Source organism: Streptomyces sp. NPDC031210 (assembly GCF_055570395.1).
Genome location: NZ_JBVIHH010000010.1, coordinates 49732 through 74427, shown reverse-complemented (window position 1 = coordinate 74427; position 24696 = coordinate 49732). Strand labels below are relative to the sequence as shown.

At 72.1% G+C, this 24696-nt stretch carries 24 protein-coding genes; 17 read left to right on the top strand and 7 right to left on the bottom strand.

Annotation, left to right across the window (positions count from 1 at the left end):
• Positions 1 to 466: 466 nt before the first annotated feature.
• The 3 genes from ACZ45Z_RS19570 to ACZ45Z_RS19560 all read left to right on the top strand — a co-directional run bounded on the left by ACZ45Z_RS19570 (position 467) and on the right by ACZ45Z_RS19560 (position 2980).
• On the top strand, positions 467 to 670 hold the full coding sequence (locus ACZ45Z_RS19570; protein WP_468363700.1) for a cold-shock protein: 204 nt from the start codon (positions 467 to 469) through the stop codon (positions 668 to 670).
• Between the two features lie 357 nt (positions 671 to 1027).
• Positions 1028 to 2545: a DEAD/DEAH box helicase gene (locus ACZ45Z_RS19565; protein WP_468363697.1), complete on the top strand. Its 1518-nt coding sequence runs from the start codon at positions 1028 to 1030 to the stop codon at positions 2543 to 2545.
• 123 nt (positions 2546 to 2668) lie between these two features.
• The gene (locus ACZ45Z_RS19560) at positions 2669 to 2980 is read left to right on the top strand and encodes an SCO5918 family protein (RefSeq protein ID WP_468363695.1); all 312 of its coding nucleotides are present in this window, start codon (positions 2669 to 2671) and stop codon (positions 2978 to 2980) included.
• Positions 2981 to 3038: 58 nt separating this feature from the next.
• On the opposite strand, the gene ACZ45Z_RS19555 is transcribed toward ACZ45Z_RS19560, so the two are convergent.
• Both ACZ45Z_RS19555 and ACZ45Z_RS19550 read right to left on the bottom strand, forming a co-directional pair.
• Entirely contained in the window at positions 3039 to 3416 is a 378-nt protein-coding gene (locus ACZ45Z_RS19555) for a hypothetical protein (RefSeq protein ID WP_468363692.1), read from the bottom strand.
• 84 nt (positions 3417 to 3500) lie between these two features.
• Positions 3501 to 3965 carry an ATP-binding protein gene (locus ACZ45Z_RS19550; protein ID WP_468363690.1) on the bottom strand — a complete coding sequence of 155 codons (465 nt, stop codon included), beginning with the start codon at positions 3963 to 3965 and terminating at the stop codon, positions 3501 to 3503.
• A 246-nt stretch (positions 3966 to 4211) separates the two neighbouring features.
• Between ACZ45Z_RS19550 and ACZ45Z_RS19545 the strand changes: the two genes are divergently transcribed.
• The 9 genes from ACZ45Z_RS19545 (at position 4212) to ACZ45Z_RS19505 (ending at position 14482) form a co-directional block, all read left to right on the top strand.
• Positions 4212 to 5075, top strand: a complete 864-nt coding sequence (locus ACZ45Z_RS19545) for a hypothetical protein (protein WP_468363687.1) — start codon at positions 4212 to 4214, stop codon at positions 5073 to 5075.
• 132 nt (positions 5076 to 5207) lie between these two features.
• Positions 5208 to 6017 (top strand): YcnI family copper-binding membrane protein, encoded by an 810-nt coding sequence (locus ACZ45Z_RS19540; protein WP_468363684.1) that lies wholly within the window; start codon positions 5208 to 5210, stop codon positions 6015 to 6017.
• Positions 6018 to 6092: 75 nt separating this feature from the next.
• On the top strand, positions 6093 to 6734 hold the full coding sequence (locus ACZ45Z_RS19535) for an SCO family protein (protein WP_468363681.1): 642 nt from the start codon (positions 6093 to 6095) through the stop codon (positions 6732 to 6734).
• Positions 6731 to 7237: a copper chaperone PCu(A)C gene (locus ACZ45Z_RS19530; RefSeq protein ID WP_468363679.1), complete on the top strand. Its 507-nt coding sequence runs from the start codon at positions 6731 to 6733 to the stop codon at positions 7235 to 7237. Before ACZ45Z_RS19535 ends, ACZ45Z_RS19530 begins: the two co-directional genes overlap by 4 nt.
• A 70-nt stretch (positions 7238 to 7307) precedes the next feature.
• Entirely contained in the window at positions 7308 to 9335 is a 2028-nt protein-coding gene (locus ACZ45Z_RS19525; RefSeq protein WP_468363676.1) for a copper resistance CopC/CopD family protein, read from the top strand.
• A complete protein-coding gene (gene efeB / locus ACZ45Z_RS19520; protein WP_468363674.1) occupies positions 9335 to 10648 on the top strand; it encodes an iron uptake transporter deferrochelatase/peroxidase subunit in 1314 nt (437 codons plus the stop codon). The genes ACZ45Z_RS19525 and efeB overlap by 1 nt, the downstream gene beginning before the upstream one ends.
• A gap of 98 nt (positions 10649 to 10746) precedes the next feature.
• The gene (gene pheA / locus ACZ45Z_RS19515; protein ID WP_468363671.1) at positions 10747 to 11673 is read left to right on the top strand and encodes a prephenate dehydratase; all 927 of its coding nucleotides are present in this window, start codon (positions 10747 to 10749) and stop codon (positions 11671 to 11673) included.
• Between the two features lie 683 nt (positions 11674 to 12356).
• A complete protein-coding gene (serS, locus tag ACZ45Z_RS19510) occupies positions 12357 to 13655 on the top strand; it encodes a serine--tRNA ligase (protein ID WP_468363668.1) in 1299 nt (432 codons plus the stop codon).
• The gene (locus tag ACZ45Z_RS19505) at positions 13652 to 14482 is read left to right on the top strand and encodes an HAD family hydrolase (protein WP_468363665.1); all 831 of its coding nucleotides are present in this window, start codon (positions 13652 to 13654) and stop codon (positions 14480 to 14482) included. Before serS ends, ACZ45Z_RS19505 begins: the two co-directional genes overlap by 4 nt.
• On the opposite strand, the gene ACZ45Z_RS19500 is transcribed toward ACZ45Z_RS19505, so the two are convergent.
• On the bottom strand, positions 14470 to 15264 hold the full coding sequence (locus ACZ45Z_RS19500) for a rhomboid-like protein (protein ID WP_468364173.1): 795 nt from the start codon (positions 15262 to 15264) through the stop codon (positions 14470 to 14472). The genes ACZ45Z_RS19505 and ACZ45Z_RS19500 overlap by 13 nt on opposite strands.
• Positions 15265 to 15540: 276 nt before the next feature.
• Here ACZ45Z_RS19500 and ACZ45Z_RS19495 point away from each other — a divergent pair, with 276 nt between their 5' ends.
• From ACZ45Z_RS19495 to mltG, 5 genes are all read left to right on the top strand, one after another.
• Positions 15541 to 15855, top strand: coding sequence for an SAV_915 family protein (locus tag ACZ45Z_RS19495; RefSeq protein WP_468363662.1), 315 nt, complete (start codon positions 15541 to 15543; stop codon positions 15853 to 15855).
• A gap of 17 nt (positions 15856 to 15872) precedes the next feature.
• Positions 15873 to 17354: a diaminopimelate decarboxylase gene (gene lysA / locus ACZ45Z_RS19490; RefSeq protein WP_468363659.1), complete on the top strand. Its 1482-nt coding sequence runs from the start codon at positions 15873 to 15875 to the stop codon at positions 17352 to 17354.
• 287 nt (positions 17355 to 17641) lie between these two features.
• A complete protein-coding gene (locus ACZ45Z_RS19485) occupies positions 17642 to 18352 on the top strand; it encodes a FadR/GntR family transcriptional regulator (RefSeq protein ID WP_468363657.1) in 711 nt (236 codons plus the stop codon).
• A 78-nt stretch (positions 18353 to 18430) separates the two neighbouring features.
• On the top strand, positions 18431 to 19786 hold the full coding sequence (locus ACZ45Z_RS19480; RefSeq protein ID WP_468363655.1) for a CynX/NimT family MFS transporter: 1356 nt from the start codon (positions 18431 to 18433) through the stop codon (positions 19784 to 19786).
• Between the two features lie 193 nt (positions 19787 to 19979).
• Complete coding sequence (gene mltG, locus ACZ45Z_RS19475; RefSeq protein WP_468363653.1) at positions 19980 to 20801, top strand: endolytic transglycosylase MltG; 822 nt, start codon at positions 19980 to 19982, stop codon at positions 20799 to 20801.
• 17 nt (positions 20802 to 20818) lie between these two features.
• Here mltG and ACZ45Z_RS19470 read toward each other — a convergent pair whose 3' ends face one another.
• The 4 genes from ACZ45Z_RS19470 to ACZ45Z_RS19455 all read right to left on the bottom strand — a co-directional run bounded on the left by ACZ45Z_RS19470 (position 20819) and on the right by ACZ45Z_RS19455 (position 24485).
• The gene (locus ACZ45Z_RS19470) at positions 20819 to 21538 is read right to left on the bottom strand and encodes an ABC transporter permease subunit (RefSeq protein ID WP_468364171.1); all 720 of its coding nucleotides are present in this window, start codon (positions 21536 to 21538) and stop codon (positions 20819 to 20821) included.
• An 82-nt stretch (positions 21539 to 21620) separates the two neighbouring features.
• On the bottom strand, positions 21621 to 22532 hold the full coding sequence (locus ACZ45Z_RS19465; protein ID WP_468363650.1) for an ABC transporter ATP-binding protein: 912 nt from the start codon (positions 22530 to 22532) through the stop codon (positions 21621 to 21623).
• Entirely contained in the window at positions 22529 to 23437 is a 909-nt protein-coding gene (locus ACZ45Z_RS19460; RefSeq protein ID WP_468363647.1) for an ABC transporter permease, read from the bottom strand. Before ACZ45Z_RS19460 ends, ACZ45Z_RS19465 begins: the two co-directional genes overlap by 4 nt.
• The gene (locus ACZ45Z_RS19455) at positions 23427 to 24485 is read right to left on the bottom strand and encodes an ABC transporter ATP-binding protein (RefSeq protein WP_468364168.1); all 1059 of its coding nucleotides are present in this window, start codon (positions 24483 to 24485) and stop codon (positions 23427 to 23429) included. Before ACZ45Z_RS19455 ends, ACZ45Z_RS19460 begins: the two co-directional genes overlap by 11 nt.
• Between the last annotated feature and the right edge of the window lie 211 nt (positions 24486 to 24696).

The following is a 24696-nucleotide window of genomic DNA, read 5'->3' as shown; positions in this document are numbered from 1 at the left end:
CCCGGCTGCCGAGGTTCGCCCGGTTTGACAAGTCCGGCCTCAGGGGCAAATCCGGCGTCGTGGATGACGATGCGGCGAGCGGCATGAAGTAAATCTACCGCGTCCACTACAGACTTTCCGGACGCTCGCGGCCCCCGCACGGAGCCCGCGGGCGCGGTCGGCCCGTGAGCCGCCCGCGGCGGCGAGGAATATCTAATGCCGCAACTACAGAAATAATTCTGCGGCGCGACCGGGCTTTTTTATTCCCGGAAAGAGCGGGAGGAAGTTCCGTGCACGTCCGGTGGGGCCGTGCTACTGTCGATCTCAGTTGCAGTTGTGGTTCCCAAAGACTTCAAGTGCCCTCGCCGTCGTATACGGCGGGAGCACTTTTGTATTTTCCGGGTTATTTCCGGACGGGGCAATCATCGCGGCGACGCGGGGTCCGCACAGTGCGGACACCGGGCTCTGCCCCGAAGGAGATATGAACATGGCTACTGGCACCGTGAAGTGGTTCAACGCGGAAAAGGGCTTCGGCTTCATCGAGCAGGACGGCGGCGGCGCCGACGTCTTCGCCCACTACTCGAACATCGCCGCCCAGGGCTTCCGTGAGCTCCAGGAAGGCCAGAAGGTGACCTTCGACGTCACCCAGGGCCAGAAGGGCCCCCAGGCGGAGAACATCACTCCCGCCTGACGCTGACGCGTACGACGAAGCTGGGGCCCGCACCTTGGGTGCGGGCCCCAGCTCGTTGCTTTTTGTGCGACTCCCCGTGTGTGCCGTGACGGCCGCACGAGCGGCGGGCCCAGCCCCTTCGGTCGCCCTCCCGCCAGGCGCCGCGGCCCGACGGCCCGCCGCCCGGCTTCTCGACCAGGCATCGTGATCGCCCTTCTTGTGGCGCGTGCCGGTCTCCTTTTCGGAAGCGCCCCCGGACCGTTCTTTTCCGGCCCACCGCGCTTCATCTATTTTCTTCGGTTCGTTCTTGCGATTCTCTTGTGTGCGGCTCATGGCTGCCGGGAATTCCTCGACGTGCCGCATCGAGGAAGGTTCTGCATGAACCGCACAGCTCGCTCGAACGACCGCTCCTCCCGCACCCGTTCCTCCGGCTCGGCCGGCTCCTCCGGCTCCGGCCGCGGCGGCTACCGCTCGCAGGGATCGGGCCGCTCCGGTGGCTACGGGCGCCGTCCCGCCGCACAGCAGGGCGAGTTCGCGCTGCCGGTCACCGTCACCCCCGCGCTGCCCCCGGCGGAGACCTTCGCCGCGCTGGACATGCCGCGCGAGCTGCTGGCGTGCCTCGCCGCGGAAGGGATGTCCGCGCCGTTCCCGATCCAGGCCGCGACGCTGCCGAACTCCCTGGCCGGCCGCGACGTCCTGGGCCGTGGCCGCACCGGCTCCGGCAAGACGCTCGCCTTCGGCCTGGGCCTGCTGGCCCGTACCGCCGGTCAGCGCGCCGAGCCCCGCCAGCCTCTCGCGCTGGTGCTCGTCCCGACCCGCGAGCTGGCCCAGCAGGTCACCGACGCGCTCACCCCCTACGCCCGGTCGCTGAAGCTGCGGATGGCCACCGTCGTCGGCGGCATGTCGATCGGCCGTCAGGTCAGCGCGCTGCGCGGCGGCGCCGAGGTGGTCGTCGCGACCCCGGGGCGGCTCAAGGACCTCATCGACCGCGGGGACTGCCGCCTGAACCAGGTCGGCATCACCGTGCTGGACGAGGCCGACCAGATGGCCGACATGGGCTTCATGCCCCAGGTCACGGCCCTGCTGGACCAGGTACGGCCCGAAGGGCAGCGGATGCTGTTCTCGGCCACGCTGGACCGCAACGTCGACCTCCTGGTGCGGCGCTACCTGACCGACCCGGTCGTCCACTCCGTCGACCCGTCGGCGGGCGCGGTCACCACGATGGAACACCACCTGCTGCACGTCCACGGCGCGGACAAGCACGCGACCACGGTCGAGATCGCGGCCCGCGACGGCCGCGTGATCATGTTCCTGGACACCAAGCACGCGGTGGACCGCCTCACCAAGGACCTGCTCGCCAGCGGCGTCCGCGCCTCCGCCCTGCACGGCGGCAAGTCCCAGCCGCAACGCACCCGCACCCTGGCCCAGTTCAAGACCGGCCACGTCACCGTGCTGGTGGCCACCAACGTCGCCGCGCGCGGCATCCACGTCGACAACCTCGACCTGGTCGTGAACGTCGACCCGCCCAGCGATCACAAGGACTACCTGCACCGCGGCGGCCGCACCGCCCGCGCCGGCGAGTCCGGCAGCGTCGTGACGCTGGTGCTGCCCAACCAGCGCCGGGACATGACCCGCCTGATGAACGATGCCGGCATCACCCCGCAGAGCACGCAGGTCCGCTCCGGCGAGGCCGAACTGAACCGCATCACCGGCGCCCAGGCCCCGTCCGGCATCCCGGTCACCATCACCGCGCCGGTCGTCGAACGCGCCAAGCGCAGCGGCTCCTCCTCGCGCGGCCGCCGCAGCCGCCCGGCCCAGGCCCGCCGCTCGGCCGGCTCGGTCCGGACCGCGACCGGAACGGCTCCGCGCCAGTCCTCGCTCGGCTCGGCCGCGTAGGTCCCGCGTCACCGCGGTGGGCGAGGACCGGTACGTCCGGACGTCCTCGCCCGCCCGCTGTGAATACCCCGGGCCGGCAATCCGTTGCGTTACCGGCTCACTCTTCGACCCTGTTGAGGCACCATGCGCTGCGTCATCGCCCGCTTCCCCTTCGACCTGATCAAGAGCGAGGTGCAGCACATGATGAAGGGCGTCAAGCCCGAACCCGTCACGGGTGAGTCCGTGCTGATCGGCCGCCGCCACTACCCCGTCAAGCAGGTCGGGGAGATCATCACCCGGCAGGACCGCCGCGACTTCACCGCCGGCGAGGTGACCCGGGCGCTGAGCCGCCTGGGCTTCACCTGCCGCGCCGCGCCGGAGCCCGTCACCGCGAACGCGCTCACCCCTTTGGAGACGGCGTCCGCCCTGCTGGGATCGCCGGCCCTGAGCGACTGACACGGCACCGGCGCGCGACCGGCCGCCGCGTGAGCCGTCCGCCGAGCGAGCGGGCGGCTCAGCGGTCGGAGTAGCTGAGGTCGCCCACCGTCCAGGCGCCCACGTCCTCGATGGCGACGCGGTACATGCCGCCCGTCTCGGGCAGGCCGAGGGTGCCCTGGAGGATGCGGGCGACGTGGAAGTGCAGGTGGGTGGGCGGTCCGTCGCGGCGCGCTGAGTCGGCGCCCGGACGGTCCGAGGTGAAGAGACCGGCGAACGGCCGCAGCCGCTCGGACTCCGCGAACACCTCGGCCACGCGTTGCCTCCACACGGCTTCGGGTGCCAAACGTCCGGTCAGGACAGCGCCTTGGACAACCACGGTGAGAGACATCTGATTGCTCTGCTCCGACTCCACCTTGGCGGCGATGTCGACAAGCAGCTCATCGGGCTTCGACATGGGCAAAGACTTTACTACGAGGCGGCCGCCCGCAGAGCGGGCCCAGTCCCGGCCCCCGCCCGCCGGACGCCGCCGGCCGACCGGTCATGACGCCATCGGAAGCGCCGCGCCCTCGCGCCACTTGAGGATCTTGTCGAAGCTGACGACGGCGCCGGGGCGGCCCGTGCGGTCGCGGTAGCGGACGTGGTCGGTGAGGGCCTCGATCAGGAAGAGGCCCCGGCCGTCCTCGGCGTCCGCGGGAGCCTGGGCGGGGACCGGGGTGCGGGGCGCGGTGCGCCGGCCGCCCGAGGAGCGGAAGCCGGGGCCGGAGTCGGTGACCTCGATGCGGCAGGTGTCGCCGTCGATGAAGGCCGTGACGCGGTAGTCCTCGGTGGCGGTGTCCCCGCCGTGTTCGACGGCGTTGGCGCAGGCTTCCGAGAGGGCGACCGACAGGTCGTAACAGATCTCCGGATCGACGCCCGCCGTTTCCATCGTGCCCAGCAGCAGGCGGCGGGCCAGCGGCACGCTCGCGGCCTCGCGGCGCAGATGGAGGGTCCACCAGATGCTCATCGCTCCAGCCTCCTGGCCGCGGCTCGACATATCGATACGTATTGCCGCGCGGTGAGGTCGGTAAGCATGTCCGGGATGTGACGCCGCTCATTCGGCGGAAGCGGGCACCGAGCGCAGGGGTGTAGACGGGTCCGGGGACGTGCGCCCCCGCGCGCCCCCTCGGGCTCCGGTACGGCCCCCGGGCGCGGCGGTGAGCGGTGCCCTGCCGTAGGCGGCCGGTGGGCGCAGTGGCATGATGGCGCCGCCATGACTGCCCCCACCGCACCCACCGCACACGCGGCCGCCGATCTCCGGCTGCTGCGGGCCGCGGTGTTCACCGCGGTCTGTGTCGCGCTCTCCGCGGCCGGGCACATGGCGGCGTCCTTCACCACGGTCCCCTTGTGGTCACTGGGTGTCGCCGCCGCGGCGGTGTTCGCGGTCGCGGCCCCGCTCGCCGGGCGGGAACGCTCACTGCCGGGGATCGCGCTGGGACTGGCCGTCGGGCAACTGGCGCTGCACGCGCTGTTCGGGCTGAGCCGGCCGATGTCCGGCGGGTCCGGGTCGGCGGCTTTCGCTTCCGGCGGCGGGGGCGGCGCAGCGGGACTCTCCGACCAGGCGGCGATCACCCTCGCCCGCCATGTGACCTGCGGACTGGACGCCGTACGGCTGGGCGGCGCCGAGGCGCGCCGGATCCTCGGCTCGGGCGGTTACGACCCGGCCACCGCGGCCGGGCACGACCTGGCCGGTGGCGCGGCGGCCGGTTCCCCGTGGGCCGATCCCTCGATGGCGCACTGCCTGCTGCCGTCGCTGCCCATGCTGCTGGGGCACCTGCTCGCGGCGCTGGCCGCCGGCTGGCTGCTGCGGCGGGGCGAGGCGGCCGTGTGGCGGCTGGTGCGGATCTCGGCGCCGGCGGCGCGTGAGGTCGCGGCCCAAGCCCTCGTCGGCGCTCTGCGCGGGGCGCTCACGCTCGTCCGCGCCCTGCTCAACGGCCTGGGCGCGGCGCACGCCGACGCCCTGGGCGCCCCCGTTTCGTACGGGGATGACAAACCCGGCCCGAAGGAGCTCGCGCTCCAGCACAGTGTCGTCAGGCGAGGACCCCCCGGCCTGGCCCCCTTCGCCCTCGCGGCCTGACGTCACGCGAAGCACGCCCACGGAAATCGGGGTACGGGCTCCCGCGTCGTCGCCGCGCGCGCCGAGCCGCACCGTCACCCGAGTCTTCCTCCTTCTTCGTGGAGTGTTTCCCACATGTCGAACATGTCGAATATGACCGACTTCTCGCGCCTGGCCGATGTCACTGACCCCGCCGGTGCGGCCGGCGGCCGGGCCGCTGCCCCCGGTGCCGTGCGGCAACTGGCGCGGCGGCTGCCGGTCCTGGGCGCCGTCGCGGCGGGCAGCGTGCTGCTGCTCGCGGGCCCGGCCCTGGCGCACGTCAGCGTGCAGCCCGCCGGTACGGCCGCGAAGGGCGGCTACGCGACCGTCAACTTCAAGGTGCCCAACGAGCGGGACGACGCCTCGACGGTGAAGCTGGAGGTCAACCTGCCCGCCGACCACCCGCTGGCGTCCGTCATGCCACAGCCGGTGCCCGGCTGGAAGGTGGAGGTCACCAAGTCCAAGCTCGCCAAGCCGCTCCAGATGCACGGCAAGAAGATCAACGAGGCGCCCTCGAAGATCACTTGGACCGCCGACGGCAAGGGCATCGCGCCCGGCCAGTTCCAGCAGTTCCCGCTGTCCGTCGGCCAACTGCCCGAGGACGCCGACCAGCTCGTCTTCAAGGCCCTCCAGACGTACGACAACAAGGAGGTCGTGCGCTGGATCGAGCCGACGAAGGAGGGCGGCGCCGAGCCGGAGAACCCGGCGCCGGTGCTCAAGCTCACCGCGGCCGAGGACGACGGGCACGGCGCCGGCGCCGCTGACGCCAAGAGCGGCGCCGGGCACGACGCCAAGAACGCCTCCGCCGCCCAGGACGTGTCCGACAGCGACACCACCGCACGTGTGCTGGCCGTCGTCGGCATCGTCGTGGGCGTCGTCGGAGTGGGCTTCGGCGTGCTCGCCGGACGCCGCCGCGGCGCCTGATCACCGACCGGGCCGGCGCACCGGGCGTGCGCCGGCCCGGCACTCCGCTTCCTGGACCAACGGGATTTCTCTGCAATGCGTAGAACGAACCTGCTCGGCTCCGCCCTCGCGGTGGCCGCAGCCCTCACCATGACCGCCTGCGGCACGGGGAAGGACAAGCCCGCCGCCGACGTCTCCGGCTCGACCTCGAAGCCGATCGTCACGCTCGACAGTCCGATGGAGAAGCCGGACCTCCAACTGACCGACTCCGACGGCGAGAAGTACGACCTGCTGGAGAAGACCAAGGGCCACCCGACCCTGATCTACTTCGGCTACACCAAGTGCCCGGACATCTGCCCGCTGACGATGGCCAACATCGCCGTCGCGGTGAAGCAGTTGCCGAAGGCCCAACAGGACGACCTGCGGGTGCTGTTCATCACCTCCGACCCCGAGCGCGACACCCCGGCCACGCTCAAGAAGTGGCTCGCCGGCATCGACAAGGACTTCACCGGTCTCACGGGTCGCTTCGAGACGATCCAGGCCGGTGCGCGCGACGTCACCATCGGGATCGAGAAGCCGGTCAAGAAGAAGAACGGCGACGTCCTCTCCACCCATGGCGCCCAGGTGCTGATGTCCTCCCCCAAGGACGACCGGATCCACTGGATGGGCATGCAGGACGCGACCTCCGACAACTACACCTCGGCACTGCCGAAGATCATCAAGGGACAGAACCCGTGAACCGCCGCACCACCGTCTCCGCCGCCCTCGCCCTCGCCGCCGCGCTCACCCTCGCGGGCTGCGGCGCCGGGGGGAACGGCGGAGAAGACGCAGGAAACAACGCCGGAAAAGACGCCGCGAAGGACGCCAAGTCCGCCCCCCGGCTGAAGGTCACGGGCGCCTACCTGCCGCAGCCGCCCAGCCAGGACATGGCCGGCGCGTTCTTCGTCATCAAGAACTCCGGGACCGCCGGCGACAAGCTCACCTCGGTCACCAGCGACCTCGCCGAGGACGTCACGATCCACAAGACGGCCGGCGGCAGGATGGAGCACGTCCCCTCCCTCGCCGTGCCCGCGGGCGGTGAGCTGAAGCTCGCCCGCGGCGGCAACCACCTGATGCTGATGGGCCTGAAGAAGAAGCCCGCCGAGGGCGACACCGTCACCCTCGAACTGCACTTCGACACCTCCGGGCCGATCACGGTGCGGGTCCCGGTCAAGGCCGCCACCTTCAAGCCGGCCGAGTAGGAGCGGCGGCGGACGACGCCGGCCGCGGGCCGTAAACGACAGGGAACGAGAAGGGAAGGTGAGCTGGACCATGGCCATCACCGCCTCCTGGCCGCGGCGGCCGGCCGCGCTGCGCCTGCTGGTCGTCGCGGCGGCACTGTTCGGCGCGGTGTTCGCCGGTGCCGCGCCGGCCGCCGCGCACGCCGCGCTGACCGGCAGCAACCCGGCGCGGGGGTCGGTGGTGGACCGGGCTCCCGAGCAGGTCTCGCTCACCTTCTCCGAGGGCGTCGCGATGGGGGACGACTCCATCCGGGTCCTGGACCCCAAGGGCAAGCGGGTCGACCGCGGCAAACTGCGCGACCTGTGTGCCGGCGGCACCGTCAAGTACGCGACGGGACTGCCGCCGGGCCTCGCGGACGGCACGTACACCGTGGCCTGGCAAGCGGTCTCGGCCGACAGCCATCCCGTCTCCGGCGCCTTCACCTTCTCCGTCGGCGCGCCCTCGAAGTCCGCCGCGGTGGTGCCCCAGGAGGAGGCCGGCGGCGGCCTGGTGGGCGCCCTCTACGGCATCGCCCGCTATCTCGCCTACGCCAGTTTCGTGCTGCTGACCGGCGGCGCCGCCTTCATCCTGGCCTGCCGACCGGCCGCCGCCCTGCTCCGGCCGGTCCAGCGGGTGGTCGTCCACGGCTGGGCGGTGCTCACGGCGACGACCATCGCGATGCTGCTGCTGCGCACGCCGTACACCGGGTCGGGCGAGCTGGCGGACGTGTTCGATCTCGGGGGACTCCGGCAGGTCCTGGAGACCAAGCCGGGTGCCGCGCTGGTCTCCCGGCTGCTGCTGCTCGCGGCCGCCGCGCTGTTCGTCGCGGTGCTCTTCGGGGCGTACGCGCGGACGCGGGAGGAGAAGCCGGCGGGTCCCGGCGACGGGACCGGGCTCGACGCCGCCGAGGAGGCCAAGCGGCGCAAGGACCTCACCGTGGGGCTGTCGGTGGGCGGCGTGGTCGTGGCCGCCGGACTGGCCGCGACCTGGGCGATGGCCGAACACGCCTCGACCGGTCTCCAGCCCGCCGTCGCCATGCCAGTCGACGTCCTGCACCTGCTCGCCGTCGCCGCCTGGCTCGGCGGGCTGACGGCGCTGGTCGCGTCCCTGTACGGCGGCCCGCCGGTGGAGCGGAGCGCCGTACGCCGCTTCTCGCGGATCGCGTTCGGCTCGGTGCTGGTCCTCGTGGCCACCGGGCTCTACCAGTCGTGGCGGCAGGTCGGCACCTTCGGCGCGCTGACCGGTACCGCCTACGGGCGGCTGCTGCTGCTCAAGGCCGGCCTGGTGGCGGTGCTCGTGGGCCTGGCCTGGCTGTCGCGGCGGTGGACGGGCAGGCTGACGGAGTTGCGGGCGGCGGGGGCGGGCGACGAAGCGGTGGACCCGGCGGAGAAGGTTGAGGCCGAGGCTGAGGAGGCTGGAGCGCAGGTTGAGGTTGGAGCGCAGGCTGAGATCGAGGAGCCCGTCGGCGTCGCCGCCCCCGCGGCCGGTGCCGCCGCCGATCCCGGGCGGGCCGCGCAACTCGCCCGGCAGCGGGCCGCGGTGCGCGCGGCCCGGACCAAGCGCCTGCGGGACGCCGACCCCGAGCGGCTGGGCCTGCGCAGGTCCGTGCTGGCCGAGGTGTCGGTCGCGGTGGTCCTGCTCGCGGTCACGACCGCGCTGACCGCCACCGAACCGGCCCGCACCGAGGAGGCGGTCAGGGCGGCCGGTGCGACCGGGGGTTCCGCCGACGCCGGCCGGCCCCAGGTGCTGACCCTGCCCTTCGACACCGGCGGGCCGCGCGGCAAGGGCACCGCCCGCGTCGACCTCGACCCCGGACGCAGCGGCAGCGGCAACGAGCTGCGGCTGCGGATCTCCGACCCGTCGGGCAGGACCATGGACGTTCCCGAGGTGAAGGTCTCCTTCACACTGAAGGCCCAGAAGCTCGGGCCGCTCCCCGTCGCCACCGACCACGTCGGCGTGGGCCACTGGAGCGCGCGCGGGGTACAACTGCCGGTTCCCGGGCAGTGGCAGTTGTCACTGCTCGTGCGGACCTCCGACATCGACCAGGTGACCGAGACCAGGAACGTGAAGATCGGCTGATGAGCGAGCACAGACCGGACAGCGAGAACCCGGGCGGGACGACCCCGCGACCGACCGCCCCGGCGGCGGGCCCCGCGCCCACCCTGGAACTGTCGCGCCGCCGCCTCCTGGGCACCATGGGCGCGGCCGGCGCGGCCGGACTCGTGGCCGGCGGGGCCGGCGGGGCCCTGGCCGTCTCCGGGGGTGACGAGGCCGCCCCCGCCGCCCTCACCACCATCGGCTCGACGGAGGTGCCCTTCCGCGACGCGCGCGCCGCGCACCAGGCGGGCATCACCACCCCGCTCCAGTCCCACGGCCACCTCATCTCCTTCGACCTGGCGCCGGGCACGGACCGCAAGGCCGCGGCCGCGCTGCTGCGCCGCTGGTCCCGGACGGCCGAGGAACTGATGGCCGGCCGCGCCCCGGACGCCGACACCGGGGTGGCGCTGGACGCGGGGCCGTCCTCGCTGACCGTCACCTTCGGCTTCGGCCACAGCTTCTTCGGCCGTACGGGCCTGGAGAAGCGGCGCCCGGCGGCGCTCGACCCGCTGCCCGACTTCTCCGCCGACGCCCTGGACCCCCGGCGCAGCGACGGCGATCTGTGGATCCAGATCGGCGCCGACGACGCCCTGGTCGCCTTCCACGCGCTGCGCGCGCTCCAGAAGGAGGCCGCCGGCAGCGCCCGTCCGCGCTGGCAGATGAACGGTTTCAACCGCACCCCGGGCGCCACCGCGCACCCCATGACCACCCGCAACCTGATGGGCCAGGTCGACGGGACCAACAACCCCAAGCCGTCGGACGAGGACTTCGACGAGCGGATCTTCGTGGGGCGGGACGCCGACCAGGAGTGGATGCGCGGCGGGTCGTACGCCGTCGTACGCCGGATCCGGATGCTGCTGGACGAGTGGGAGAAGCGTTCACGGGGCGAACAGGAGAGGGTCATCGGCCGCCGCAAGTCCGACGGGGCGCCGCTGACCGGCGGCTCGGAGACCACCCCGATGCGCCTGGACAAGACGGGCGCCGACGGCCTGCCGGTGATCCCCGCCAACGCCCACGCCCGGATCGCGGCACCGGAGTCCAACCAGGGCGCGGCGATGCTGCGCCGCCCGTTCTCCTTCCATGACGGGTTCCGCGACGACGGCGCCCCCGACGCGGGCCTGCTCTTCATCTGCTGGCAGGCCGATCCGCTGCGGGCCTTCACCCAGATCCAGCGCAAGCTGGACCGCGGTGACGCGCTGTCGCCGTTCCTGCGGCACGAGGCGAGCGGGCTCTTCGCGGTGCCGCCGGCCCCGGAGCCGGGCGACTACGTGGGCCGGCCGCTGCTGGAGGGCTGAGGAAAGAGCCCGCTGGGCCTTGGGAGGGCTCGGTATCGTGAGAGGGCAGGGGGAAGATCGGCGGGTTGCCCCCGCGATGACGCGAGGGAGTCCTTTGTATGTCGGCCAGTCGCTACACCTATCTCGGCCCCGAGGGCACGTTCACGGAGGCCGCGCTGCGCACGCTTCCCGAGGCGGCCACCCGGGAGCTGGTGCCGATGGTGTCGGTGCCGGCCGCCCTGGACGCGGTGCGCGCCGGTGAGGCGGCCGCCGCGCTCGTGCCGATCGAGAACTCCGTCGAGGGCGGGGTGACGACCACGCTGGACGAACTCGCTTCCGGCGAACCGCTGATGATCTACCGCGAGGTGCTGCTGCCGATCGCGTTCGCCCTGCTCGTGCGGCCGGGGACGGCGCTGCACGACGTGAAGACGGTCACCGGTCATCCGGTCGCCCAGCCGCAGGTGCGCAAGTGGCTCGCCGCCCAACTCCCCGAGGCGGTCTGGGAGTCGGCGGCCTCGAACGCCGACGGCGCGCGGCTGGTGCAGGAGGGGCGCTACGACGGCGCGTTCGCGGGTGAGTTCGCGGCGGCGACGTACGGGCTGGAGCCGCTGGTCACCGACATCCACGACGCACAGAACGCCACCACCCGCTTCGTGCTGGTGGGCCGCCCGGCCCGGCCGGGGGCACCCACCGGCGCGGACAAGACCTCGGTGGTGCTGTGGCTGCGCGAGGACCATCCCGGTGCCCTGCTGGAACTCCTCCAGGAGTACGCGGTCCGCGGCGTCAACATGACACGGATCGAGTCCCGGCCGACCGGCGAGGGCATCGGCCGCTACTGCTTCTCGGTCGACTGCGAGGGGCACCTCACCGACCGCCGGGTCAGCGAGGTCCTGATGGGGCTCAAGCGGGTCTGCCGCGGGGTGCGGTTCCTGGGCTCGTACCCGCGGGCGGACGAGGTCACGGCGACCGTCCGGCCGGAGATGACGGACTCGGCCTTCTCGGAGGCGTCGGACTGGCTGGCGCGCTGCCTGGACGGGCGGGGCTGAGCGGCCGCAAGGGCCGAGGCGAGTGGCCGGTCGAGGGGCCGGGTCGAGGGCCGGAAGAGCCGGGACCTGGGGTTTCGGCGGGCTGCCGGGTTGTCCACAAAGTTATCCACAGGCTCGGTTCTCGACCTGTGGGTAAGTCGACAGGGGATCCGGACAGAGTCGACAAATCCCTCTACCGACCCCACACCGCTCCACAGCACCCCACGCCGCCCCGCGTCAGCCTAATTCATGTGATCAATCCTTTAGAGCGAGTCAATCCCACACGAAAGAGTGCCGGAAGGGGGTTTGGGCAGGGAATCCGCAGCCGAACATTCCGACGTCGGAATGATCAGTTCCGACTTCCACAGATTTCACACACAGCCTGTGGATAAGAATCCCCGACACCGCCACCCTGTGGACAACCTGCTCCGAACCGACGCCCACGGCCGCCTCGCCGCCCGCCCAACTCCCCGCGCCGGCACAGTGGATCCCCCGGCACGGACGCCGCGAATGCCCCAAAGCGGGAATGCGCGCGAATTCCCCGGCGGCTTTTCCCCGCCGCCCGCCGAGCGCCCTTTCCCGGCATTTCCGCCGCCGCGCGGGAGTCGCCCCTGCCAGGGAATGAATGATCACAAATCCGGCAAACCACCGCACCGCCGAATATCGCGTCGAGCACCGGGGCGAGGCCCCGGTAGCCTGGTGGGGTGATTGACCTTCGCCTGCTTCGTGAGGACCCCGACCGTGTGCGCGCCTCCCAGCGCGCCCGTGGAGAGGACGTCGCACTCGTCGACGCGCTTCTCTCCGCCGACGAGCGGCGCAGGTCGTCCAGCGTCCGCTTCGACGAGCTGCGCGCCGAGCAGAAGTCGCTCGGCAAGCTCATCCCCAAGGCCACCGGCGAGGAGAAGGCCGAGCTGCTGAAGCGGGCCGGCGAGCTGTCCGCCGCCGTCAAGGCCGCGGACGCCGCGCAGGACGAGGCCAAGGAAGAGACGCAGGCGCTGCTGCTCAAGCTCGGCAACCTCGTCCACCCGGACGTGCCCGTGGGCGGCGAGGAGGACTTCACCGTCCTGGAGACGCACGGCACCATCCGCGACTTCGCCGCCGAGGGCTTCGAGCCCAAGGACCACCTGGAGATCGGCGAGCTGCTCGGCGCGATCGACGTCGAACGCGGCGCCAAGGTCTCCGGCTCGCGCTTCTACTACCTCACCGGCGTCGGCGCCCTCCTGGAGCTCGCCCTCGTCAACGCCGCCATCGCCCAGGCCACCGCGGCCGGTTTCACGCCGATGCTGACGCCCGCCCTGGTGCGCCCGCGCGCCATGGAGGGCACCGGCTTCCTCGGCCAGGCGGCGGAGAACGTCTACCACCTGGAGAAGGACGACTACTACCTGGTCGGCACCTCCGAGGTCCCGCTCGCCGCGTACCACATGGACGAGATCGTGGACGCGTCCAAGCTGCCGCTGCGCTACGCCGGTTTCTCCCCGTGCTTCCGCCGCGAGGCCGGCACGTACGGCAAGGACACCCGCGGCATCTTCCGCGTCCACCAGTTCGACAAGGTCGAGATGTTCTCCTACGTCGCGCCCGACGACGCGCAGGCGGAGCACCAGCGGCTCCTGGACTGGGAGAAGCAGTGGCTGACCGGTCTGGAGCTGCCCTTCCAGGTGATCGACGTCGCCACCGGTGACCTCGGCGCCTCGGCCTCGCGCAAGTTCGACTGCGAGGCGTGGATCCCGACCCAGGGCAAGTACCGCGAGCTGACCTCCGCCTCGAACTGCGACGAGTTCCAGGCCCGCCGGCTGTCGGTCCGCATGCGCGAGACCGTCGAGGACTCGGGCGGCAAGCAGCGGGTCTCGCCGCTCGCGACGCTGAACGGCACGCTGTGCGCCGTACCGCGCACCATCGTGGCGCTCTTCGAGAACCACCAGCGGCCGGACGGCTCGGTGCACGTGCCCGAGGTGCTCCGTCCCTACCTGGGCGGCCGCGAGATCCTGGAGCCCCTCTCCAAGTGACCGCCCCCGGTTCGGCCCCCTCTCCCGCACTGCCCTACAAGCTCATCGCGACGGATCTCGACGGGACGCTGCTGCGGTCCGACGAGAGCATCTCGGCGCGCACGCGTCAGGCGCTCGCCGCGGCCACCGCCGCGGGCGCCGCGCACATCGTCGTCACGGGCCGGGCAGTCCCCTGGACCCGGCACATCCTGGACTCGCTGGGCTACCGCGGCCTCGCGGTGTGCGGGCAGGGCGCGCAGGTCTACGACGCGGGCGCGCACCGGCTGCTGACGTCGGTGACGCTGGACCGGCAGCTCGCCGGCCTGGCCCTGTCCAAGATCGAGGCGGAGACCGGCCCGCTGCTGCTGGCGGCGAGCCGGGACGGCCTGGACGGCGAGGTCCTCGTCACCCCCGGCTACCGCGTCAAGGAAGGCCCGCTGCCCAACGTCCTGATCGACGACCCGGCCCAGTTGTGGGCGGCGCCGCTGAACAAGGTCTACCTCCAGCATCCGGCGCTCGGCGACGACGCCCTGGCGCAGGTCGCCCGCGAGATCGCCGGTGACCTGGTGGGCGTGACGGTGGCCGGTGAGGGCATCGTCGAGCTGCTGCCGCTGGGCCTGTCGAAGGCCACCGGGCTCTCACTGGCCGCCCGCCGCCTGGGCATCCGCGCCAAGGAGACGCTGGCCTTCGGGGACATGCCGAACGACATCCCGATGTTCGCCTGGTCGGCGCACGGCGTGGCCATGGCCAACGCCCACGACGAACTGAAGGCCGTCGCCGACGAGGTCACCACCTCGAACGACGCGGACGGCATCGCGGAGGTCCTGGAGCGTCTCTACCCGGCCTGAGGCTTCGGTCGGTCCGGGGGGTCCGGTCCGTCCGGTTGCCCTGACGGGGTGCCTGACGATTCCTCTGATGGCTCGCCTGACAGGCCGTCTGACAGCTCGACCGGCAGGTCGTCTGACGGCTCGCCTGACAGCTCGACTGACGGTTCGACTGACAGGTCGTCAAAAGCCGTGTCCCGGCCCTCCGGTGTCAGCGGCCAGGCGGTGAACCCCAGGGTCAGGGCGATGGCGTGACCGAAGTCGGTGAAGGTCGCGCCGGCCGTCAGCGGTACGCCGAAGAACAGCAGCACGCCCGCCAGGTAGCCGTAGCGCCAGGGCGGCCACAGGCGGTACGTCAGCACGCCGGCCGCGGCCGCCAGGCCGTAGGAGACGCCGATGTCCACGACGTGGGTCATCGACCGCGGCAGCCGGTGCCCCTCGATCGCCAGCAGGACCAGTTCCTGGCTCGCCAGGGTGGCGGCGACATGCGCGGCGCCCACGGTCAGCAGCCAGCGCCAGGTGCCCAGCCAGCGCTCGATGTTGGCGTGCAGCAGCTCGAACATCGCCACGTAGAGGAGGAAGGACGCGGGCCGCTCGATCCAGAAGCCGCTGATCAGCAGCGAGGGCAGCGGATGCTCGTTCAGCTCGTGGATGTTGCTGCTGGTGCGGTGGAGGAGGAAGTGGCCCAGCCCTTCGGACGCGGACGCGATGACCAGGCTGGTGACGCCGATGATCAGCAACCAGATGTGCGTACCGGGCGACGTACGCACCCACGCCCGCGCCCACCCCACGGGATCACCGGTCAGCGAGACGCGCCGGCCGCTCTCCCCGCCCTTCCCCCTGCCAAAGTCCCCACCCCTGTCCGTTTTCACCCTTGAAGGGTAGGTCCTTTCGACGTGACCCAACGCGCGCCGGATTACGCCACCGGGCGCCAGCATCGCGTCAACTCCCGTCCCTGATACGTCAATGAAGCGTCAGGGAGGAGAGGGCGGGGCGCCTTCCTGGGCATAGCGTCAGTGCCGAGCCCCGGCGTGCGCGTTCCCCGGTCCGGGGCCGCTGTTCTCTGCGAGGAGCGACGCCCCGTGTCCCACACCCTGTACGCGGAAGATCCCGAGCCCGTCGAACGGGTCCCGGCCGGAACCCTCTTCGTCCCGGTCCGGCCGGGCCCCGCGGGCTGCACGGCCCGCCTGTTCCGCACCGCCGTCGGCGGACGTACCGCCGTCGGTTTCACCTCACCGCAGCGGCTGGTCGCGGCGCTCGGCGGCGGCCAGCCGTGGATCAGGCTCTCCGAACCCGCGCTGCGTGCGCTGGCCGAGCCCGTCGGTGCGACCGTCGTGACGGTCGATCCGCGCTTCGCCCCCGCCATCTCCCCCAGGAACCACCTACGGGCCGTCTGAGGAGGGGCAACCCCGACATGAGCCACCCCACTCTGCCCCAGCCGGCGATGGATCCGTCTCTGCCCCAGCCCGCGAGGGCTCCGTCTCTGCCCCAGCCCGCGAGGGCTCCGTCCCTTCCCCAGCCGGCGCGGGATCCGCTTCCTCCTCAGCCGGCGCGGGATCCCTCGGCCGCGGCCCAACCCAGTACGGCGCCCGACCACCTCTCCCTCTGGCCCGGCTCCACCACCCCCCTCACCCCCTCCGCCCCCGACGACCTCGCCGTCGGCGGCGTCCGCCTCACCGAACTGGCCGACCGTTTCGGCACGCCCTCCTACGTCCTGGACGAGGGCGAGGTACGCCGCCGCTGCCGCGCCTACCTGCGGGCCTTCCCGGACGCGGACGTTTACTACGCGGCCAAGGCGTTCCTGTGCCGCGCCATGGTCCACTGGGTCCGGGAGGAGGGACTCGGCCTGGACGTCTGCTCCGCGGGCGAGTTGGAACTCGCCGTCACCACCGGCTTCCCGCCGGACCGGATCGTGCTGCACGGCAACGCCAAGAGCCCGGACGACCTGCGGACCGCCCTGCGACTCGGCGTCGGACGGATCGTCATCGACAGCACCTCCGAGATAGCCCGGCTGGCCGCCGCCGTCCCCGTGGGCGCGCGGCAGAAGGTACTCGTCCGGGTCGTACCGGGGATAGCCGCGGGCGGCCACGCCAAGATCCGTACCGGCACCGACGACCAGAAGTTCGGACTCTCGCTCGCCGACGGCTCCGCGCAGCACGCCGTCGCCCGGATACTGGGCCAGAGCCGCCTCGAACTGGTCGGCCTGCACTGCCACTTGGGCTCCCAGATCACCACCGTCAAGCCCTACCTGTCCGCCGTACGGCGACTCGTCGGCCTGCTGGCACGCATCCACGGGCAGCACGGCGTGACGCTGCCCGAACTCGATCTCGGCGGCGGCCACGGCATCGCCTACCGACGCGGCGAGCCCGCCCTGGACATCGCCTGCCTGGGCGTCAAGGTCCGCGGCGAACTCGCCCGCGGCTGCGCGGCGGCCGGGCTGCCCGTGCCCCGGCTCGCCATCGAGCCCGGCCGCGGCATCGCGGGGCCCGCCGGTGTGGTGCTCTACCGGGTGCTCGCCGTCAAACAGACGGGCGCGCACCGCTTCGTGGCCGTGGACGGCGGGATGAGCGACAACCCGCGGCCCGCGCTCTACGGAGTGCGTTACGCGCCCCGGCTGATCGGCCGGCGCCCGACCGCCGCGCCGGAGCCGGTGACCGTCGTCGGCCGGCACTGCGAGGCGGGCGACGTCCTGGCCGCCGACGTGCCGCTCCCCGGCGACATCCGACCCGGCGACCTGCTCGCGGTACCCGTCGCCGGGGCCTACCACCTGTCCATGGCCTCCGGTTACAACCTCGTCGGCCGCCCTCCGGTGATCGCCGTCACCGGCGGCCACGCCCGTCTCCTGGTACGCCGCGAATCACTGGCCGACATCCAGGAGCGCGACATCGGGTTGTGAGGGAGCGCTCCGGAAGGCAGGCGGGCGGCGCGGCCGTACGGCGTTACGTGGGCGTACGGCATTACGTGGGCGTACGGCCCTACGCGGCCCCTACGGCACTGCGGCACTGCGGCCCTGGTCGCCCGCCTTCCGGAGACCCGCTTCCGTGTATGATGAAGACATCAGTTGTAGGATGACCGGGCAACTGGGGCCAGCCGGGCGGCTGGGCCGGGCGCAACCCGTGCCGGCACCGGCGCCGGCGCCGGCACGGCCCATGCACCCACGGACAGAGAGGCGGCCCGACCGACATGACGCTGGGGGCGGCGGGACGGCAGTCCCTGGTGGACACCGTTGTCGAGGCCCTGCGCGCCCAGTTGGCCGCCGGTGAGTGGCGGGTCGGGGCCCGCATCCCCACCGAACACGCCCTCGCCGAGCAGCTTCAGGTCGGCCGCAACACCGTCCGCGAGGCCGTCCGGGTGCTCGTCCACGCCGGGATGCTGCGCACCCGCCAGGGCGAGGGGACGTTCGTGGTGTCCACCGCCGACCCGGGCGACATCATGCGTGGCGTCCAGCGAGCGGGCATCCGCGATGTCCTGGAGCTGCGGATCGCGCTGGAGGCGGAGGCCGCACGGCTGGCCGCGCTGCGGCACGAGCCCGCCGACCTGGAACGGATGCGGGCGGCGCTGGACGCGCAGGCGGCACTGTCGGACGCCGAGGGCCGGCCCGACTCGGGCAGCGTCGAGCTGTATGCCGATCACGACGTCGCCTTCCACAAGGCCGTCGTGGCGGCCGCGCACAACGCGGCGCTGACCGCGACGTACGGGTGGTTCAGCAGCTCCGTACGAGAGGCGCTGGTCAGCGCGCTGGACGACCAGGCGATGCCGAAGATCGTGCACGGTGATCACTGTGCCGTCATGGACGCGATCGCGGCAGGCGACCCGGTGGCCGCGGAACGGGCCACCCGCGATCTGCTGGAGAAGCCCAAGCGGGCCGTCGAGACCCTCCTCGGCCACCGCTGAGCCGTACGGCCCCACGCCCGCACGGCTCCCTTCCTCCCCCCACACACTTCCACCGCACGATTGGCAAGGTACGCACGCATGCCGGGAAACCGCTCCGACGCACTCCTGATCGACGCCCAGGAGGACCCGGCGGCGCCGCCGCGGGCCGTCGCGGCGCGCCGCGGAGTGTCCGGACGCGCCTCCCGGGCATTCGGGCACCCGGTCGTCGTCCTGGCCGGCATCGTCCTGGCCGCGCTCAACATGCGGGCGGCGTTGGCCGGCGTCTCGCCGCTGCTGAGCGAGATCGGCGCGCATTTCCACCTGACCGCGACCGCCGGCAGCCTGGTGACGACCATCCCGCTGGTCTTCATGGGGCTCGGTTCCGTGGCCGCGCCCAGGCTGGCCCGCCGGTGGGGCACCGAGACGGTGCTGTGCGGGGCGCTGGTGCTGCTGTGCGGCGGGATCGTGCTGCGGATCGCGCCGCCGGTGGTGGCGCTGTTCGCGGGATGTGCCGTGGTCGGCACGTCCATAGCGCTGCTGAACGTGCTGATGCCCGGGCTGATCAAGCGGGACTTCCCGGAGCGCGCCGCGGGCATGACCGCGCTCTACTCCACCGCGATGATCATGGGAGCCACTGTCTCGGCCGCCTCCGCCGTCCCGCTGGAGAACGCGCTCGGCGGCTGGCAGGGCTCGCTGGTCTCCTGGGCGCTGCTGGCCGCCGTCGCCGCGGTCGCCTGGATCCCGCAGGTGGTCCTCGCCCGCCGCGCGGGCCGCGCCTCCCGCCCCGCTTCGGCCGCCAAGGGGTCCGTACGGCCGCCTTCGGTCTCCGCCGCCCGGGGCAAGGGCGTCGGCACGTACGCCGACGGCGTCGGTCCGAAGCTGAGCCGCTCGCCGCTGGCCTGGCAGGTCACGCTCTTCATGGGCTCGCAGTCGCTGATCGCGTACGACGTCATCGCCTGGCTGCCGACGATCTTCACCGACCACGGCATGGCGAAGGGCGAAGCCGGGCTCGTCTTCGCCTTCAGCACGCTGCTGCAGATGGTCGGTTCGTTCGTGGTGCCGATGCTGGCCGGCCGGATGCGGCGGCAGCGGTTGCTGGGCGTGGCCGTCTCCGCGCTGATGGCCTGCGGGGTCACCGGACTGCTGGTGGCGCCGGTGGCCGGCGCCTGGCTGTGGGCCGTGCTGCTGGGCGTCGGGCAGGGCGGCGCGCTGGGCCTGGCGCTGACGATGATGGTGCTGCGCTCCGGCGACGCGCACACCGCGTCGCGCCTGTCCGGCATGGCCCAGACCGGCGGCTACCTCCTGGCCGCCGCCGGCCCCCTGATCCTGGGCGCGGTCCATCAGAGCACCGGCGGCTGGATCGTTCCCCTCGCCCTGCTGCTGGCGGTCTGCGCGGGCCTCGCCCTCCTCGCCCAGGGCGCGGGCCGCGACCGCCGGATCGGCGACGGGGCGTAGGGAGACGGGGCAGACGGCCTGCCTGCGGGCTGGTTGCCGCGGGGAGCCGCGGACGGCCGAGTGGGCCGCTCAGGCGGGGCGCCGCGGCAAGGCCGCCGCGGAGGCCGCGCGGGTGCGTACGGACGGCCCCGGCCGCCACGGTGATGCCGACCCGGTCGCCCCCTGACGCCGCGCCCTGGCCTACCGTGCCCTCATGAGCGAGGTTGCGCGCACCGTTCGCCGGCCAGGACCGCGGCTCTCCCGCACCGGCCGGCTCCTTGTCGTCGCCGTGCTGGGTGTCCTGGTCATCCTGGCGGTACTCATCGTGCCGCGGCTGCTGCCCGGCGGGCCGGAGCGCGAGGAGAAGCTGACCGTGCCCGAGGGCATGCGGGCGGCGCAGGTCTACGCCGCCGCCGACCGGGCCCTGCATCTGGCCGACGGCACCACGGCGAAGGCCGCCAAGACCGCCCGGCTGCCCCTGCCCGCCGCGGCGAAGGGAAATCCGGAGGGGTACCTCTTCCCGGCGACGTATCCCCTCCGCGACGACACCACCCCCGCTTCGCTGCTCTCCTACATGGTGACCACCGCCAAGCAGCGGCTCGCCGGCGACGGCATCACCTCCTACCGGACCCTCGTGATCGCCAGCATCGTGCAGGCCGAGGCGGACCGCCCGGACGACATGGGCAAGGTGGCCCGCGTCATCGGCAACCGGCTCGCCCGGCGGATGCCGTTGCAGATGGACTCCACCATCAACTACGCGCTGGGCCGCAGCACCCTCCACACCAGCCACTCCGACACCACCACCGACAGCCCGTACAACACCTACAAGCACGCGGGCCTGCCACCCACCCCGATCGACAGCCCCGGCGCCGACGCGCTCAAGGCGGCGAGCGCGCCGCCCGCCGGCGACTGGCTGTACTTCGTCACCGTCAAACCGGGCGACACCCGCTTCACCGCCGACTACCCGGAACACCTCAGGAACGTCCGGGAGTTCAACGAGCGCCAGAAGAACACGGGCGGCAACGGAAGCGGATGAGCCGGCCGGGGCGTGGCCTACTCCTCGCCCGACAGCGTCAGCGACCGCAGCCGGCGGCCCGCGTACCAGGTGGTGGCGACGGTCAGGGCAAGCAACAGGCATATCGCCAGCGGCAGTTGGACGTCGGAGCTGAGCGCGCCCTCCGCCCCGACCCGCTGGCCCACCGCGAGCGCCCACTGCTGGACGCTGAGCGTCCGGGCGCCGGGGACGAGAGTGCCGACGAAGGCTTCCCACACGAGGGCGTAGACCAGGCCGAAGACGACGGCGTGGCGGCTGATCGTGCCGAAGAAGAGGAACAGCGCGCTGTAGGCGACCGAGGCGACGGCCGCGGCCACCGCGTACGCCACCGCTATCTGCTGGCTGTTGCCGTTCAGCACGAACCCGGCGACCAGGACCGGCACGGCGGAGAAGAGCACCGTCACGCCGATGGCGACGAGCAGTTTGGTGAAGATGATCGTCGGCCGGGGAATGGGCTTGGCCAGCAGGTAGACCACCGAACCGTCGTCTATCTCCGGGCCGATCGCGCCGGTGCCGGCGATGACGCCGATCAGCGGCACCATCGTGCCGAGCGCGAAGCCGCCGAGGATGCCGCTGGCGGTGGTGTCGTCGGCGCCGGTCAGGCCGCGGACGACCAGGGCGATGACGATCAGGAGGGCGGGCAGCGCGAACAGGATCAGGGCGCGGCGCCGGCCGAGCAGGCCGCGGTAGGTGAGCCGGGCGACGGTCGGGTGGAACAGCGAGAACTTCAGGGAGGTCGTGGACACCGGCGGGGCCGTCGAGGGGGTCGTCGTGGACATGCGTCGGGCTCCTTTCTTGGCCTCAGGCCGCTACGAGGTAGGAGAAGACGGATTCCAGCGACTCGTCGGAGGGCGAGACCGTCAGCAGGCGGATGCCGTGGTCGCGGGCGACCCGCGGCAGGAGTTCGGTGAACCGGCCGAAGTCGACGGCCTGTATCCGCAAGGCGCCTTCGGTGAGGTCGACTTCGATGCCGGCCGTCGAAGGGTCGGCGATCAGCGCCCCGGCCAGCGCCCGGTCGTTGTCGGACCGGACGAGATAGCGGTGCGGCCGGTCCGTCATCAGCCGGCGGATCTTGCGGAAGTCACCGGACGCGGCATGGCGGCCGGCCACCACCACCTCGATGTGCGAGGCCAGTTGCTCGACCTCTTCGAGGATGTGCGAGGAGAACAGGACGGTCCGGCCCTCGTCCCCCATCCGCCGCAGCAGCTCCATCAACTGCATCCGCTGGCGCGGGTCCATGCCGTTGAACGGCTCGTCCAGCAGCAGCACGGACGGGTCGTGGACCAGCGCGGAGGCCATCTTCACGCGCTGGCGCATGCCCTTGCTGTATGTCGAGATCTTGCGGTCCTGGGCGTATTCCATCTCCACGGTGGCCAGCGCCGCGGCCGCCGCGGCCCGGCCCAGCCCGTGCAACTCGGCGTTGGCGACGACGAATTCGCGGCCGGTGAGGAAGTCGTACATCGCCTCGCGCTCGGGAACGATGCCGATGTGGCGGTAGATCCCGGCGTTGCGCCAGATGGTGGCGCCGTCGAGGGTGACGGTGCCGCTCGACGGCGCGAGGAAGCCGCCCATCATGTTGATGAGGGTGGACTTTCCGGCGCCGTTGGGGCCGAGCAGGCCGGTGACGCCGGGGGCGATGGTCATGGTGATGTCGTTGACGGCGACGACGTTGCCGAACCAGCGCGAGACATGGTCGATGCGAAGGGTGGTCACAGCCCGGCCTTCCTGTAGCGGCGCATCAGCAGGGCGTAGCAGCCGGTGATGACGATCAGGGTGACGAGGAGATAGACGAATCCGGCGGCGGTGGTCGGCGCCAGCCCGTTGGGGAAGGAACTCACGCCACCGAGGAACGTCGACTGCACCCCGTCTATGAGGGTGATGGGCGAGAACAGGCCGAGCCAGCCGACGGCGGCTTCGCTGCCCTGGACCGAGGCGATGCCCTGGATGGCGCTGACCGCGCCGTAGGGAATGGTCAGTACCGCGATCACGGCTGCGACGCCGAACCCGCGGCGCGGTGTGAGCGCCGCGATGACCAGGCCGATCCCGGCGAAGAGCAGGGAGAGCAGCGTGACGCAGACCAGCCCCTGGCCGAACCCCTTGGTCTGATCCAGGAAGTCCAGCTTCGCCAGCAGCGCCCCGACGTAGAGGATCAGCAGGGGCGTGGCGGTCAGCAGGAACAGGGCGCTCGCCATGGCCGCGAACTTCGCCACGACATAGTCGCGCCGCTCGACGGGCCGGGAGAAATACAGCGGAATGGTCTTGAAGCGCAGGTCCCGCGAGACGGACTGCGGGGCCTGGGCGGCGAGATACAGGCCGATGACGGCCTGGAGGAAGATCGCGTAACGGGTGTAGCCGACCGGGAGGCTGCCGGCCTTGGTGAACACCGTCACCGCGATCATGATGCCGGCGGGCAGGCACATCACCGCGAACAGCAGCATCGGCAGCACCTTGGTCCTGGCCGAACGGCCGAGTCCGTAGGCGCCGCGCAGGCTCTGCGAGAACAGCGACCGGCGGGCGTAGGCGCGGCTCAGCCGGGGGCCGTCGTAGTGGCGGTAGCCGATGTTGTGGATGTACGCGGCCGAGGGCGGGGCGGCGGACGCGGTGGGCTCAGGCGACATCGGGGGCGCCTCCGTCCTGGGTGGGGGCGGGTGTGTCGGCGTGGGCGGCGGCCTCGGCGGCGGCGTCGGCGTCGCGGAAGACCTCGGCGATGCGGTGCCGGCGCTGTTCCATCCGGACCAGGCCGAGGCCCAGATCGGCGACGGTGTCCCGCACCAGGTCGTAGGTCTCCTCCCGGCCGGCCTCGACGAAGAGCAGGCGCCCCGAGGAGGCGAAGCTCTCCGGGCCGGCGGCGTCGGTGGTCACCGCGACACCCGCGCCGGCCAGCGCCGCGCGCAGTGCCGCGGTGCCGTCCGGATGCCTGTCGGTGTCCGTCACCTCCACCGCCAGTGAGGCCGTGACCTGCGTGAACTCATCCGTGGAGGAGGAGCGCAGCAGTTTGCCGCCGTCGATGACGACGACGTGATCGCAGGTGCGCTCCAACTCTCCGAGGAGGTGGGAGGTCACCAGGACGGAGATCCCGAAGTCGGTGTGGACGCGCCGGATCAGGCCGAGCATCTCGTCCCGGCCGACCGGGTCGAGGCCGTTGGTCGGCTCGTCGAGGAAGACCAGTTGCGGATCGTGGACCAGCGCCTGGGCGAGCTTGACGCGCTGCTTCATGCCCGTGGAGTAGCCGCCGATGGGGCGGTAGCGCTCCTCGTAGAGGCCGACGTGGCGCAGGGTGTCGGCGGTGCGCTCGCGGGCGGCGGTCGGTGGCAGGCCCGACATGCGGGCCATGTGCACGACGAACTCGGTGGCCGAGACGTCCGGCGGCAGGCAGTCGTGCTCGGGCATGTAACCGACCCGCTCACGGATGGTGCCGCCGTCCTTGGCCACATCCAGACCGAGGACGTGCGCGGTCCCCTCGGTGGCCGGGGCCAGTCCGAGGAGGATCTTGATCAGGGTGGACTTGCCGGCACCGTTGGCACCCACCAGGCCGGTTACGCCGGGCGCGATGTCAACGGAGAGCCGGTCCAATGCGGTGACCCGCGGGTACCGCTTGCTCAGGCTTTCGGTCACGATCACTGTCACGACTTCGACGGTAGTGGCGGCCGCCGCACCCGTCGTCAGCCCAGACGGTTGGATATCCCTACCTCTCGGGGAGTACAAGCCCGTAGGGGTCTCCTGCTTCGAGCGGTCCCCGGTCTCGGGGTCGGTCCCCGGTCTCGGGGTCGACGGTGTCGGACGTGGCGTTTGCCTCTCCGCGTACGCACCCCTTGACGCAGCCGCCGGTCATTGTCACATTCATCAGTGTCAAGTTACGGGTACGTACCGCGATGAA

Bases quoted from the DNA above. Each gene is read 5' to 3' on its own strand.
- ACZ45Z_RS19570 (WP_468363700.1), top strand. From the start codon at position 467: ATGGCTACTGGCACCGTGAAGTGGTTCAACGCGGAAAAGGGCTTCGGC.
- ACZ45Z_RS19565 (WP_468363697.1), top strand. From the start codon at position 1,028: ATGAACCGCACAGCTCGCTCGAACGACCGCTCCTCCCGCACCCGTTCC.
- ACZ45Z_RS19560 (WP_468363695.1), top strand. From the start codon at position 2,669: ATGCGCTGCGTCATCGCCCGCTTCCCCTTCGACCTGATCAAGAGCGAG.
- ACZ45Z_RS19555 (WP_468363692.1), bottom strand. From the start codon at position 3,416: ATGTCGAAGCCCGATGAGCTGCTTGTCGACATCGCCGCCAAGGTGGAG.
- ACZ45Z_RS19550 (WP_468363690.1), bottom strand. From the start codon at position 3,965: ATGAGCATCTGGTGGACCCTCCATCTGCGCCGCGAGGCCGCGAGCGTG.
- ACZ45Z_RS19545 (WP_468363687.1), top strand. From the start codon at position 4,212: ATGACTGCCCCCACCGCACCCACCGCACACGCGGCCGCCGATCTCCGG.
- ACZ45Z_RS19540 (WP_468363684.1), top strand. From the start codon at position 5,208: ATGACCGACTTCTCGCGCCTGGCCGATGTCACTGACCCCGCCGGTGCG.
- ACZ45Z_RS19535 (WP_468363681.1), top strand. From the start codon at position 6,093: ATGCGTAGAACGAACCTGCTCGGCTCCGCCCTCGCGGTGGCCGCAGCC.
- ACZ45Z_RS19525 (WP_468363676.1), top strand. From the start codon at position 7,308: ATGGCCATCACCGCCTCCTGGCCGCGGCGGCCGGCCGCGCTGCGCCTG.
- efeB (WP_468363674.1), top strand. From the start codon at position 9,335: ATGAGCGAGCACAGACCGGACAGCGAGAACCCGGGCGGGACGACCCCG.
- pheA (WP_468363671.1), top strand. From the start codon at position 10,747: ATGTCGGCCAGTCGCTACACCTATCTCGGCCCCGAGGGCACGTTCACG.
- lysA (WP_468363659.1), top strand. From the start codon at position 15,873: ATGAGCCACCCCACTCTGCCCCAGCCGGCGATGGATCCGTCTCTGCCC.
- ACZ45Z_RS19485 (WP_468363657.1), top strand. From the start codon at position 17,642: ATGACGCTGGGGGCGGCGGGACGGCAGTCCCTGGTGGACACCGTTGTC.
- ACZ45Z_RS19480 (WP_468363655.1), top strand. From the start codon at position 18,431: ATGCCGGGAAACCGCTCCGACGCACTCCTGATCGACGCCCAGGAGGAC.
- mltG (WP_468363653.1), top strand. From the start codon at position 19,980: ATGAGCGAGGTTGCGCGCACCGTTCGCCGGCCAGGACCGCGGCTCTCC.
- ACZ45Z_RS19460 (WP_468363647.1), bottom strand. From the start codon at position 23,437: ATGTCGCCTGAGCCCACCGCGTCCGCCGCCCCGCCCTCGGCCGCGTAC.